General features: G+C 55.5%; 13 protein-coding genes. 6 read left to right on the plus strand and 7 right to left on the minus strand.

Annotation, left to right across the window (positions count from 1 at the left end; all coding sequences use genetic code 11):
• Positions 1 to 104 precede the first annotated feature (104 nt).
• The 3 genes from lptG to K7B04_RS02255 form a co-directional block, all read right to left on the minus strand.
• Positions 105 to 1,187, minus strand: coding sequence for an LPS export ABC transporter permease LptG (gene lptG / locus K7B04_RS02245; RefSeq protein WP_163445783.1), 1,083 nt, complete (start codon positions 1,185 to 1,187; stop codon positions 105 to 107).
• On the minus strand, positions 1,187 to 2,287 hold the full coding sequence (gene lptF / locus K7B04_RS02250; RefSeq protein ID WP_223803422.1) for an LPS export ABC transporter permease LptF: 1,101 nt from the start codon (positions 2,285 to 2,287) through the stop codon (positions 1,187 to 1,189). Before lptF ends, lptG begins: the two co-directional genes overlap by 1 nt.
• A gap of 63 nt (positions 2,288 to 2,350) precedes the next feature.
• Entirely contained in the window at positions 2,351 to 2,401 is a 51-nt protein-coding gene (locus K7B04_RS02255; RefSeq protein ID WP_223804110.1) for a hypothetical protein, read from the minus strand.
• 153 nt (positions 2,402 to 2,554) lie between these two features.
• Between K7B04_RS02255 and pepA the strand changes: the two genes are divergently transcribed.
• The 4 genes from pepA to K7B04_RS02275 all read left to right on the plus strand — a co-directional run bounded on the left by pepA (position 2,555) and on the right by K7B04_RS02275 (position 8,200).
• Entirely contained in the window at positions 2,555 to 4,066 is a 1,512-nt protein-coding gene (gene pepA / locus K7B04_RS02260) for a leucyl aminopeptidase (RefSeq protein WP_064546996.1), read from the plus strand.
• Between the two features lie 113 nt (positions 4,067 to 4,179).
• On the plus strand, positions 4,180 to 4,623 hold the full coding sequence (holC, locus tag K7B04_RS02265; RefSeq protein ID WP_163445785.1) for a DNA polymerase III subunit chi: 444 nt from the start codon (positions 4,180 to 4,182) through the stop codon (positions 4,621 to 4,623).
• Entirely contained in the window at positions 4,623 to 7,478 is a 2,856-nt protein-coding gene (locus tag K7B04_RS02270; protein WP_223803423.1) for a valine--tRNA ligase, read from the plus strand. The genes holC and K7B04_RS02270 overlap by 1 nt, the downstream gene beginning before the upstream one ends.
• Positions 7,479 to 7,696: 218 nt before the next feature.
• Complete coding sequence (locus K7B04_RS02275) at positions 7,697 to 8,200, plus strand: GNAT family N-acetyltransferase (RefSeq protein ID WP_163445787.1); 504 nt, start codon at positions 7,697 to 7,699, stop codon at positions 8,198 to 8,200.
• Positions 8,201 to 8,225: 25 nt separating this feature from the next.
• Here the strand turns inward: K7B04_RS02275 and K7B04_RS02280 are convergent, their stop codons facing one another.
• The 3 genes from K7B04_RS02280 to rraB all read right to left on the minus strand — a co-directional run bounded on the left by K7B04_RS02280 (position 8,226) and on the right by rraB (position 10,430).
• A complete protein-coding gene (locus K7B04_RS02280; RefSeq protein ID WP_163445788.1) occupies positions 8,226 to 9,056 on the minus strand; it encodes a topoisomerase II in 831 nt (276 codons plus the stop codon).
• Between the two features lie 144 nt (positions 9,057 to 9,200).
• Complete coding sequence (gene miaE / locus K7B04_RS02285) at positions 9,201 to 9,959, minus strand: tRNA isopentenyl-2-thiomethyl-A-37 hydroxylase MiaE (RefSeq protein WP_163445789.1); 759 nt, start codon at positions 9,957 to 9,959, stop codon at positions 9,201 to 9,203.
• A 51-nt stretch (positions 9,960 to 10,010) separates the two neighbouring features.
• Positions 10,011 to 10,430, minus strand: coding sequence for a ribonuclease E inhibitor RraB (rraB, locus tag K7B04_RS02290; protein WP_163445790.1), 420 nt, complete (start codon positions 10,428 to 10,430; stop codon positions 10,011 to 10,013).
• 160 nt (positions 10,431 to 10,590) lie between these two features.
• Between rraB and argF the strand changes: the two genes are divergently transcribed.
• The gene (gene argF, locus K7B04_RS02295; RefSeq protein WP_065358336.1) at positions 10,591 to 11,595 is read left to right on the plus strand and encodes an ornithine carbamoyltransferase; all 1,005 of its coding nucleotides are present in this window, start codon (positions 10,591 to 10,593) and stop codon (positions 11,593 to 11,595) included.
• 39 nt (positions 11,596 to 11,634) lie between these two features.
• Here the strand turns inward: argF and K7B04_RS02300 are convergent, their stop codons facing one another.
• Entirely contained in the window at positions 11,635 to 12,087 is a 453-nt protein-coding gene (locus K7B04_RS02300) for a YhcH/YjgK/YiaL family protein (protein ID WP_163445792.1), read from the minus strand.
• A gap of 264 nt (positions 12,088 to 12,351) precedes the next feature.
• Between K7B04_RS02300 and K7B04_RS02305 the strand changes: the two genes are divergently transcribed.
• A complete protein-coding gene (locus tag K7B04_RS02305; protein ID WP_191091012.1) occupies positions 12,352 to 12,456 on the plus strand; it encodes a pyrBI operon leader peptide in 105 nt (34 codons plus the stop codon).
• The last annotated feature ends 29 nt before the right edge of the window (positions 12,457 to 12,485 follow it).

Consider the following 12,485-nt stretch of genomic DNA (forward strand, 5'->3'; position numbering starts at 1 on the left):
CGTAGCCCGAGCCCCGGGGGCAGCGCCAATGTACAAAAGGAATACAGCCATTCCAGGCATAAAAAACCCGGCGTCGCTTTCGCTTGGCCGGGCTACAAGAGAGGTTACGCTTTTCGCATCATCAGCCAGAGGCTTATCAGGAAGAAGCTGGCGCTTGGCAACAGCGCGCCGATAATCGGCGGAATGCCGTATACCAGCGTGAGCGGGCCGAAGATCTGATCGAGCACGTAGAACACGAAGCCGAAGCTAATCCCCGTCACCACGCGCACGCCCATCGGCACGCTACGCAGCGGGCCGAAGATGAACGACAACGCCATCAGCATCATCACCGCCACGGAAAGCGGCTGGAATATTTTGCTCCACATATTCAGCTGGTAACGCCCGGCGTCCTGACCGCTAGCGTGCAGATACTTCACATAGTTGTGCAGCCCGCTGATGGACAGCGCATCCGGGTCCAGCGCCACGACGCCAAGCTTGTCAGGCGTGAGGGTGGTTTTCCAGGTACCGCTCACCGTCTGCGAACCGGTAATCTGTTTCGGATCCGAGAGGTTAGATTCATCCACCTGCGATAAACGCCAGACCTTCTGTTCGGTATCAAATTTGGCGCTAGCCGCATAGCGAACAGACTGTAGACGACGCTCGTTGTTAAAACTGTAGATGCTCACGCCACCCAGTTCGTCGTTGCCCTTAACACGCTCGATATACACAAAACTGTGGCCGTCTTTCGCCCACATGCCCTGCTGGGTAGAGAGCAGCGAGCCGCCATACATCTGCTGCGCACGGTAGTTACGCGCCATCTGCTCGCCCTGCGGTGCGACCCATTCGCCCATCGCCATGGTCAGCAGCACCAGCGGAATCGCGGTTTTCATCACCGACAGCGCCACCTGCATACGGGTGAAGCCAGAAGCCTGCATCACCACCAGTTCGCTGCGCTGCGCCAGCATCCCCAGCCCCAGCAGCGCGCCAAGCAGCGCCGCCATAGGGAAGAAGATTTGCACGTCTTTCGGCATGCTGAGAAGGGTATAGATACCCGCGCCCAGCGCGTCATAGCTCCCCTGCCCGGCCTTTTTCAACTGGTCGACAAACTTGATGATGCCGGACAGCGACACCAGCATGAACAACGTCATCATGATGGTGGTGAAAATGGTTTTACCGATATAGCGGTCTAGTACACCAAATGGCTGCATTATACCGTTCCTTTATTGGTCAAGCGGGCGCGGAGGCGGCGCATTGGGACGGTGTCCCACAGGTTCAGCGCCACGGCCAGCGCGATATACAGCAGGTTAACCGCCCACATCCATACCGCCGGGTCTAGCTTGCCTTTGCCGGCATTCGATTTCAGCGAGGTTTGCAGCAGGAAGAACACCAGATAGAGCAACATCGCTGGCAGCATCGAAAGCACACGCCCCTGACGCGGGTTGACCACACTGAGCGGAACCACCATCAGCGCCATAATGAACACCGTCAGCACGAGCGTCAGGCGCCAGTGCAGCTCGGCGCGAGCACGGTTATTGTCCGTATTCCACAGCGTGCTCATGCTCATCTGCTCGGTATCGGTCGGGTCGGCGGCTACCGCTTGATGGCCAATAATCGCCTGGTAGTTTTTAAAATCGGTGATGCGGAAGTCGCGCAGCATAGCGGTACCTTCAAAGCGGGTCCCCTGATTTAAGGTCACCACCTGAGAGCCGTCTTTATGCTGCGAGAGCTGACCGGAATCGGCAACAACCACCGAAGGACGCGCGCTGCCTTTTGGCCGCAGCTGTGCCAGGAAGACGTCATGGAAGCTTGAGCCATTCACACCTTCAATGAATAACACCGCGTTACCATCGGTTGACTGCTGGAACTGGCCCTGCGCCAGCGCCGCCATGCCGGGGTTAGCTTTCGCTTCGGCGAGCACTTCATCCTGATGGCGAGAAGACCATGGCCCAGCCCACATCACGTTGACAGCCGCGACGATGCCGGTAAACAGCGCCAGTACCATCGCCGCTTTAATCAGGACGGCTTTACTCAGGCCGCAGGCGTGCATCACCGTAATTTCACTTTCGGTATACAATTTCCCCAGCGTCATCAGAAGACCCAGGAACAGGCTCAGCGGCAGGATAAGCTGCGCCATTTCAGGCACGCCGAGCCCCAGCAAAGAGAGAACCAGGTTTGTCGGGATATCACCATCAACCGCCGCGCCGAGGATCCTCACCAGTTTCTGACAAAAGAAGATCAAAAGCAGGATGAAGAGGATGGCAAGCTGGCTTTTTAGCGTCTCCCGCACCAGATATCGTATGATTATCACTATAAATACGCCCGTAAAAACCCGTCTTATTGCAGGAAAATAGCTTGTTTCATGGCTTAAACGTCATTTATTCTCTTGAGTCGTCGAAATCATCGCTAAGATTAAATGACTCAGCGGTTTCACGTTTCATGACCTGTTCTGACGTGCCAGGACCGTAATAACGTTAAGATTAACACGAAGTCACCGCAACAGCGGAAATGAGTTACGTAAGCTTGCAATTCTATCCGTAGCCACCGCCGTTGTCTTTAAGATTCAGGAGCGTAGTGCATGGAGTTCAGTGTAAAAAGTGGTAGCCCGGAGAAACAGCGGAGTGCCTGTATCGTCGTAGGCGTATTCGAACCACGTCGGCTCTCTCCCATCGCCGAACAGCTCGATAAAATCAGCGACGGTTATATCAGCGCGCTGCTGCGTCGCGGCGAACTGGAAGGCAAACCGGGGCAGACCTTATTGCTGCACCACGTACCGAACGTGCTGTCAGAACGCATTCTGCTGATTGGCTGCGGCAAAGAGCGCGAGCTCGACGAACGCCAGTACAAGCAGGTCATTCAGAAAACCATCAACACCCTGAATGACACCGGTTCAATGGAAGCCGTCTGCTTCCTGACCGAACTGCACGTTAAAGGGCGCAATAACTACTGGAAAGTGCGCCAGGCGGTTGAAACCGCGAAAGAGACGCTGTACAGCTTCGACCAGCTCAAAACCAACAAAAGCGAGCCGCGTCGTCCGCTGCGTAAAATGGTCTTCAACGTGCCAACCCGCCGTGAACTGACCAGCGGCGAACGTGCGATTCAGCACGGTCTGGCCATTGCCGCCGGTATCAAAGCGGCGAAAGACCTCGGCAACATGCCGCCGAACATCTGTAACGCCGCCTATCTGGCCTCACAGGCGCGTCAGCTGGCAGACAGTTACAGCAAAAATGTCATCACCCGCGTCATCGGCGAACAGCAGATGAAAGAGCTGGGAATGCACTCCTACCTCGCGGTCGGCAACGGTTCGCAGAACGAATCACTGATGTCGGTCATCGAGTATAAAGGCGTTGAATCTGAAGACGTTCGTCCGATTGTGCTGGTCGGTAAAGGTTTGACCTTCGACTCCGGCGGCATCTCCATCAAGCCGTCCGAAGGCATGGACGAGATGAAGTACGACATGTGTGGCGCGGCGGCGGTATACGGTGTGATGCGTATGGTTGCCGAGCTTCAGCTGCCGATTAACGTTATCGGCGTGCTGGCGGGTTGTGAAAACATGCCGGGTGGCCGCGCGTATCGCCCGGGCGACGTGCTAACCACCATGTCTGGCCAAACCGTTGAAGTCCTGAACACCGACGCCGAAGGCCGTCTGGTGCTGTGCGACGTGCTGACCTACGTTGAGCGCTTCGAACCGGAAGCGGTTATCGACGTGGCGACGCTGACCGGCGCCTGCGTGATTGCCCTGGGTCATCACATCACCGGTCTGATGTCGAACCACAACCCGCTGGCACACGAACTGATTGGCGCGTCCGAGCAGTCGGGTGACCGCGCGTGGCGTCTGCCGCTGGGTGATGAGTATCAGGAACAGCTGGAGTCTAACTTCGCGGATATGGCCAACATCGGCGGCCGTCCTGGCGGTGCGATCACCGCAGGCTGCTTCCTGGCACGCTTTACCCGTAAGTACAACTGGGCGCACCTGGACATCGCGGGCACCGCATGGCGCTCCGGTAAGGCCAAAGGCGCAACCGGTCGTCCGGTGGCGCTGCTGTCGCAGTTCCTGCTGAACCGCGCCGGGTTTAACGGCGAAGAGTAAGGCACAACCCCCTCACCCTCACCCTCTCCCCACTGGGGAGAGGGAACCAATCTTCCCCGCGTTCGGGAAGGGAGTCAGGGGGCGATTTAAATCCACCACAAGAAGCCCCATGTATGAAGAATGCGACGTTCTATCTTCTGGACAATGACACCACCGTCGACGAGCTTAGCGCCGTCGAGCAACTGGTGTGTGAAATTGCCGCAGAACGTTGGCGCGCGGGCAAGCGCGTGCTGATCGCCTGCGAAGACGAGCAGCAGGCCATTCGCCTGGATGAAGCCCTGTGGAGCCGCCCTCCGGAAAGTTTTGTGCCGCATAACCTGGCGGGCGAAGGCCCAAGAGGCGGTGCGCCGGTGGAGATCGCCTGGCCTGCCAGGCGCAACAGCAGCCCACGGGATATACTGATAAGTCTGCGGGTAAACTTTGCAGATTTTGCCACCGCTTTCACAGAAGTGGTAGACTTCGTCCCTTACGAAGAAACTCTGAAACAACTCGCACGCGATCGCTACAAAGCCTACCGCGTGGCTGGTTTTAACCTGAATACGGCAACCTGGAAATAATGGAAAAGACATATAACCCACAAGATATCGAACAGCCGCTTTACGAGCACTGGGAAAAGCAGGGCTATTTCAAACCTAACGGCGATGAAAGCAAAGAGTCCTTCTGCATCATGATCCCGCCGCCGAACGTCACCGGCAGTTTGCATATGGGTCATGCTTTCCAGCAAACCATCATGGATACCATGATCCGCTACCAGCGTATGCAGGGTAAAAACACTCTGTGGCAGGCCGGTACCGACCACGCGGGTATCGCTACCCAGATGGTGGTTGAGCGTAAGATTGCCGCTGAAGAAGGTAAAACCCGTCACGACTACGGTCGCGATGCGTTCATCGACAAAATCTGGCAGTGGAAAGCGGAATCCGGCGGCACCATTACCCGTCAGATGCGCCGTCTCGGCAACTCCGTTGACTGGGAGCGCGAGCGCTTCACCATGGACGAAGGTCTTTCCAATGCCGTGAAAGAAGTCTTCGTTCGCCTGTACAAAGAAGACCTGATTTACCGTGGCAAGCGCCTGGTGAACTGGGACCCGAAACTGCGCACCGCCATCTCTGACCTGGAAGTGGAAAACCGCGAGTCCAAAGGCTCGATGTGGCACATCCGCTATCCGCTGGCCGACGGCGCGAAAACCGCAGATGGTAAAGATTATCTGGTCGTCGCCACTACCCGTCCGGAAACCATTCTCGGCGATACTGGCGTGGCCGTGAACCCGGAAGATCCGCGTTATAAAGATCTGATCGGTAAATTCGTTATTCTGCCGCTGGTCGACCGCCGTATTCCAATCGTAGGCGACGAACACGCCGATATGGAAAAAGGCACCGGCTGCGTGAAAATCACCCCGGCACACGACTTTAACGACTACGAAGTCGGGAAACGTCACGCCCTGCCGATGATCAACATTCTGACCTTTGACGGCGACATCCGCGAAACCGCGGAAGTGTACGACACCAAAGGCGAAGAGTCTGACGTTTACTCCAATGCGATCCCGGCTGAGTTCCAGAAACTGGAACGCTTTGCTGCCCGTAAGGCCATCGTCGCTGCCGTTGACGCGCTGGGCCTGCTGGAAGAAATCAAACCGCACGACCTGACCGTCCCTTACGGCGACCGTGGCGGCGTGGTTATCGAACCGATGCTGACCGACCAGTGGTACGTGCGTGCCGACGTGCTGGCGAAACCAGCGGTTGAAGCCGTTGAAAACGGCAGCATTCAGTTCGTACCGAAGCAGTACGAAAACATGTACTTCTCCTGGATGCGCGATATTCAGGACTGGTGCATCTCCCGTCAGCTGTGGTGGGGTCACCGTATCCCGGCATGGTACGACAACGACGGCAACGTCTACGTTGGCCGTACAGAAGACGAAGTGCGTCAGGAAAATAACCTCGGCGCCGACGTTCAGCTTCGTCAGGACGAAGACGTTCTCGATACCTGGTTCTCCTCCGCGCTGTGGACCTTCTCCACCCTCGGCTGGCCGGAAAACACCGACGCTCTGCGTCAGTTCCACCCAACCAGCGTGATGGTTTCCGGCTTCGACATCATCTTTTTCTGGATTGCCCGCATGATCATGATGACCATGCACTTCATCAAAGATGAAAACGGCAAGCCGCAGGTGCCGTTCCATACCGTCTACATGACCGGTCTGATTCGCGACGACGAAGGCCAGAAGATGTCCAAATCCAAGGGTAACGTTATTGACCCGCTGGATATGGTCGACGGCATCTCCCTGCCGGAGCTGCTGGAAAAACGTACCGGCAACATGATGCAGCCGCAGCTGGCTGAGAAGATTGCCAAGCGTACCGAGAAGCAGTTCCCGAACGGTATCGAGCCGCACGGCACCGACGCCCTGCGCTTTACCCTGGCGGCGCTGGCTTCGACCGGCCGCGATATCAACTGGGATATGAAGCGTCTTGAAGGTTACCGTAACTTCTGTAACAAGCTGTGGAACGCCAGCCGCTTTGTGCTGATGAACACCGAAGATCAGGATTGCGGCTTCAACGGCGGCGAAATGACGCTGTCGCTGGCGGACCGCTGGATCCTCGCGGAATTCAACCAGACCGTGAAAGCGTACCGCGAAGCGCTGGATAACTTCCGCTTCGACATCGCCGCGGGCATTCTGTATGAATTCACCTGGAACCAGTTCTGCGACTGGTATCTGGAACTGACCAAGCCGGTAATGACCGGGGGTTCCGAGTCTGAACTACGCGGTACCCGCAATACGCTGGTTACCGTGCTGGAAGGTCTGCTGCGCCTGGCACACCCGATCATCCCGTTCATCACCGAAACTATCTGGCAGCGCGTGAAGGTCATTTGCGGTATTACCGCTGACACCATCATGCTACAGCCGTTCCCGGAATATAACGCGGCGCAGGTTGATGAAGCTGCGCTGGCCGATACCGAATGGCTGAAGCAAGCGATCGTTGCCGTACGTAACATTCGTGCGGAAATGAACATCGCCCCGGGCAAACCGCTGGAGCTGCTGCTGCGTGGTTGCAGCGCTGACGCGATGCGTCGCGTGAACGACAACCGTAGCTTCCTGCTGAACCTGGCGCGTCTGGAAAGCATCACCGTGCTGCCTGCCGATGATAAAGGTCCGGTTTCCGTGACCAAAATCATCGACGGCGCCGAACTGCTGATCCCGATGGCGGGCCTCATCAACAAAGAAGATGAGCTGGCGCGTCTGGCGAAAGAAGTGGCGAAAATCGAAGGTGAGATTGCCCGTATCGAAGGCAAACTCTCCAACGAAGGCTTCGTCGCCCGCGCGCCGGAAGCGGTCATTGCCAAAGAGCGTGAGAAGCTGGACGGTTATGCAGAAGCGAAAGCGAAGCTGATTGAGCAGCAGGCGGTCATCGCCGCGCTGTAATCATCGTGCCTGTACGTTTGCCGGATGGCGCTGCGCTTATCCGGCCTACAGCACCGTCAACGTAGGTCGGATAAGCGTAGCGCCATCCGACACCGCAGACGACAAAAGCCTCTGATGCAAATGCTCAGAGGCTTTTTATTGAATTATCCTCGCTTGCGCTCCCCCTCACCGCAGTGGTATTAACTGCATATGTTCCACATTTCTGTCATGAGTTCGCTATGAGTGTCATTACACCTGTCTCGGCGACGCTACGCCGCATCACCGCCGACGACAACGCGGCTATCGCCCATGTGATTCGCCAGGTCTCCGCCGAATATGGCCTGACTGCTGATAAAGGCTACACCGTGGCCGACCCAAATCTCGACGAGTTGTTTCAGGTCTACAGCCAGCCTGGCGCGGCGTATTGGGTGGTTGAGCAGAATGGTCAGGTGGTGGGCGGCGGCGGTGTTGCGCCGTTAGGTTGTAGCGAACCGGATATCTGCGAACTGCAAAAAATGTATTTCCTGCCGAGCGTGCGCGGTCAGGGGCTGGCGAAGCGGCTGGCACTGATGGCGCTGGATCACGCCCGTGAGCAGGGGTTTAAACAGTGCTATCTGGAAACGACCGCGTTTCTGACGGAAGCCATTCGTCTTTACGAGCGTTTGGGGTTCGCGCATATTGCGGAACCCCTCGGTTGCACCGGTCACGTCGACTGTGAAGTCCGGATGTTAAAACCCCTCTGAGGTTATCCTGAGGGGAACGACAACGTTATTGCATCTCGGCAGACAACATCAGGCGTATCACGCCGGCCGCACGCGCGGTCGGCAGTTTAAGTACCTGAGCCCATAAATCCTGCACCATGTCACAGGTCAGCTTCTCTTTTCCCACGCCTTTATTTGGGTCAGCCATGATTTGAATATCCTGGCCATAACGCTGCACCAGCGTCGGGCTGAGGGTTTGCAGGTCCTGAAGCGCCAGCTGTTTTTCTTCTGCCGTCACGGTATGTTTTTTCGGGCCATGAGAGGCATACAGCATGCCCATGTCGCTCGCCATACGACGATCCATGATCTCGCGAGGAATAATGCGCACCGGATTAATCCCACCTTTTACCGCCGGGAACAGAAAACGGAAGCACTCGTCGTCCCCCACTTTCTGCACCGCAGCAATCTGCTCGAGATTAATCTTCATATAGCCAATCACCTCGGCATCAGGTGCCTGCTGCAAACGCGCCATCTGCATCTGCAGGATCTGCGGCTGAATGGCGTCAATAATCTGCTGCTCGCTTTTTCCGGCCTCTTTCATCTGTGCCGACTGGTTGCGGATATGCTCCCACAGAGCAGGTTCCTGCTCTTTAATGACCTGATAAACGGGCATGGTCAGCATCGCATCTTCGAATTTCTGCGCTTCCGTTTTTCCATAGTCCGGGCTTTCGCGCGGAATCAGGTAATGCACGTCAAACAGATTCCAGCCGACGATCGCAACCACGAAAATCACCCCGCCCGCGATCTTGCCAATCCAGCCTTTTTTGCGAAATACCCCCACGATGATGGCGATAACCGCGCCGATATACCCTGCCAGTAATACGTGTGCCCAGTTCATTGAATTTCCTTACCCAAATCAATCGTTATTCCGGGGATTATGCTTCCCCGTGATGAGTTTCGATTATTGCGGTAAAGATGAACGATTTCCAGCCACCAAATTTTTCTGCTGCAGGCTAGAAAGGTGTAAGGCCAGGCGGATAACTTATACCGGCACGCCGCTATGAAAGCGGAACTCATTATCGGGAGAAGTGATAAGCCCAGCCTCCACTTCCCCAAAAAAACGCACCCGATCGCCAATGTCGTTCGCCGAAATCTGCTGTGCCAGCGCCAGATAATCCTGATAGTGCCGCGCCTCGGATCGCAGCAGCGACAGATAAAACGCCTGCAAATCCGCCTCCAGATAAGGCGCTAACGCGGCAAAGCGCTCGCAGGAGCGGGCTTCGATATACGCTCCGCAAATCAGCTTATCAATCAGCGTCAGCGGCTCGTGGGTTCGTACCTCTTTGAGCATGCCTTTGGCATAGCGGCTGGCGGTAATTTTGACATAGGGAATATTGCGACGCTGCATCGCCTCACGCACCTGCCAGAAGTGGTGCAGCTCCTCTTTAATCAGCAGCACCATGCTGTCTATCAACTGACGTCCCCAAGGGTCGTCAGTCTGCGGCATCGCGCTTTTGTTTATCTGCTTATTCAGCGCGGCGAAATCCGGCTCTTCTCCCTCACGAAAGGCAAAGGCTTCATACGGCTTAAGCCAGTCGAGCAGCGCCTGCGAACCCGCTTTGTCGGCGACATATTTACGCACCAGCAGCATTGCCGTTTGCGCCGCTTTCAGCTCGCAAACTAAATGGTCAGTCAGCAACAGAGGTAGATTTTCCGGATCGCGGGCTTTATCGAGCCATGCCTGAGGCGTTTTACAGTGCAGAAAGTTGAGAACCGGGGAGAGTATTTGCGGGTAATCCATACCGAAATCCTTACCTACGGCAGCGGGCGCTGCCGTAGGTGATAAGATGACTTAGTGACGTACGCCGTCGTCTTCTTCGTCGACGTAATCTTCGTCGTCATCGCCTTCTTCGCCGTTCGGGTCTTCGTAGTAGGTGCCCCAACCGTCGTATTCCACTTCAAATTTCTCGGCCAGGTTCATCAGTTGCTCAACCTGTGCGTCAATCAGCTCGGCATTCAGCGCGCATTCACTGAGGATGTCGCAGCAGATCACGGTGTCGCCTTCTTCCACTTCCAGCTCTTCCGGCTCAGTCACTTCATAGCCCAGCTTGAACGCTTCGACTGCCGCTTTTTCCAGGCTTTCGAAATCGTCGGCGGAAAGGTGGTGCTCAATGGTGTACAGCGCGTCAGGATCGCTGCCGTCTTCCAGCAGTTCTTCAATAATCAGACGTGTTTCTTCACGCTGCTCTTCCAGGTGTTCCGGGTTTGCCATGGCTCTTTCCTCATAATGTGGCTGATACTCTTATTGTCACATACCGTTGCCATTGCCTCCACCTTTCCGATAAAGATTTGTTATTGGGGTTGCAAATGAATATTCATACATATAAAGTGAATTTTAATTCAATAAGTGGCTTAAGCCAGGTGAGGGAAAAATGTCTACTCTGTATAAAAAGAACTTCTTAAAATTACTCGATTTTACCCCTGCAGAAATCACCACGCTGCTGCAACTCGCGGCAAAACTAAAAGCGGATAAAAAAAGCGGCACGGAGTCGCCGAACCTGACCGGTAAAAACATCGCGCTCATCTTCGAAAAAGACTCGACCCGCACCCGATGCTCTTTCGAAGTTGCCGCTTACGATCAGGGCGCTCGCGTCACTTATCTTGGTTCCAGCGGCAGCCAGATTGGCCATAAAGAGTCGATTAAAGACACCGCGCGCGTGCTGGGCCGCATGTATGACGGCATTCAGTATCGCGGCTACGGCCAGGAAGTGGTCGAAACGCTGGCCGAGTACTCCGGCGTGCCGGTGTGGAACGGCTTGACCGACGAATTCCACCCGACCCAGCTGCTGGCTGACCTGCTGACCATGCAGGAGCACCTGCCGGGCAAAGCATTCAACGAAATGACGTTGGTCTATGCCGGAGACGCGCGCAACAACATGGGTAACTCCATGCTGGAAGCCGCAGCGTTAACCGGCCTGGATCTGCGCCTTGTGGCGCCAAAAGCGTGCTGGCCGGAAGAGAGCCTGGTGGCCGAGTGTAAAGCGCTGGCGCAGAAAAATGGCGGCAACGTGACGCTGACGGAAGATATCGCCGCAGGCGTAAAAGGGGCCGATTTTATCTATACCGACGTGTGGGTCTCGATGGGCGAAGCCAAAGAGAAGTGGGCGGAACGTATTGCCCTGCTGCGCGACTATCAGGTCAACAGCGCCATGATGAAGCTCACCGGCAACCCGCAGGTCAAATTCCTGCACTGCCTGCCTGCATTCCATGATGACCAGACGACGCTGGGTAAGAAAATGGCCGCTGAGTACGGTATGCACGGTGGGATGGAGGTGACCGACGAGGTCTTTGAATCACCAGCCAGCATCGTGTTTGATCAAGCTGAAAATCGCATGCACACTATCAAAGCCGTGATGGTGGCGACGCTGAGCCAATAAGCGGGCTACGCCCTGGCCTGACGGTCAGGGCGTGACTTCTCAGGCAACCAGCAGTTTCACCACCAGCTTACGCACTTTCGCCGGCGTGCCGACAGCGCACAGCGGTTTATGTACTTCACCCGGGTAAAACACCACGAAGTCACCTTCGCTCATCACCACCATTTTTTCCTGCACGCCTTCCGGCAGGAAAGCGATGTCTTTGTCGGCCAGCCAGTCAGTGTCCGGTTTGCCCGCAGGCTGGGTGCTGAACGCCATCCCTTCCTGACCACTCAGCACCACCTGGATATCCAGGTAACGCGCGTGATACTCGGCGCGACGCTCGGCAAATGGCTCGGTCATGTTTTCTGAAACCATATAAAACAGACGGTTGCCGTCAATGTCGTATTTCCCTTCCGGGGTTTCCGCGGTAACGTTAGCCTTAATGTAGGCAATCGCCTGACGCAGTTCTTCCGGCAGCCAGGACTGCACGTTGTGAATATTGCCAATAATCATGATGACTCCACAAATAAAACGATGTTTCAATTTTTAGTTGTTATACGTAAATTCGCGATACCATACCAGCACTTTTTACCCTGTTATTGCGGTCCTGCCGGTTTAGCGCACAGTTTGTGCCAGGCGAGTGGCGTTAAGAATTTAAATGCATAAAAAGCGAATACTCATTCTATGAGAATCGTTTTCGTTGATTAAAATGTGAATTCAGCGCTTGATCCCTTACCAAAGCTGCGTATAATGCCAGCCGTTTTGCCGGGAGGAATTATGGTTCAGTGTGTACGACATCGCGTCTTACCGCGTCTGAAAAAAGACGCTGGCCTGCCGTTTTTCCTTTCCGTTGCATCCGTATTCGTAAAGCCCCTTATTTAAGGGGCTTTTTTTTTTGCGCCGTCGTCAGG

It is taken from the genome of Kluyvera sp. CRP (assembly GCF_019930565.1).
In the GTDB taxonomy this organism is placed as follows: Bacteria; Pseudomonadota; Gammaproteobacteria; order Enterobacterales; family Enterobacteriaceae; genus Kluyvera; species Kluyvera georgiana_A.

Excerpts from the sequence above, each read along its gene's own strand:
- lptG (WP_163445783.1), bottom strand. The coding sequence starts at position 1,187 with ATGCAGCCATTTGGTGTACTAGACCGCTATATCGGTAAAACCATTTTC.
- pepA (WP_064546996.1), top strand. The coding sequence starts at position 2,555 with ATGGAGTTCAGTGTAAAAAGTGGTAGCCCGGAGAAACAGCGGAGTGCC.
- holC (WP_163445785.1), top strand. The coding sequence starts at position 4,180 with ATGAAGAATGCGACGTTCTATCTTCTGGACAATGACACCACCGTCGAC.
- K7B04_RS02270 (WP_223803423.1), top strand. The coding sequence starts at position 4,623 with ATGGAAAAGACATATAACCCACAAGATATCGAACAGCCGCTTTACGAG.
- K7B04_RS02275 (WP_163445787.1), top strand. The coding sequence starts at position 7,697 with ATGAGTGTCATTACACCTGTCTCGGCGACGCTACGCCGCATCACCGCC.
- K7B04_RS02280 (WP_163445788.1), bottom strand. The coding sequence starts at position 9,056 with ATGAACTGGGCACACGTATTACTGGCAGGGTATATCGGCGCGGTTATC.
- miaE (WP_163445789.1), bottom strand. The coding sequence starts at position 9,959 with ATGGATTACCCGCAAATACTCTCCCCGGTTCTCAACTTTCTGCACTGT.
- rraB (WP_163445790.1), bottom strand. The coding sequence starts at position 10,430 with ATGGCAAACCCGGAACACCTGGAAGAGCAGCGTGAAGAAACACGTCTG.
- argF (WP_065358336.1), top strand. The coding sequence starts at position 10,591 with ATGTCTACTCTGTATAAAAAGAACTTCTTAAAATTACTCGATTTTACC.
- K7B04_RS02300 (WP_163445792.1), bottom strand. The coding sequence starts at position 12,087 with ATGATTATTGGCAATATTCACAACGTGCAGTCCTGGCTGCCGGAAGAA.
- K7B04_RS02305 (WP_191091012.1), top strand. The coding sequence starts at position 12,352 with ATGGTTCAGTGTGTACGACATCGCGTCTTACCGCGTCTGAAAAAAGAC.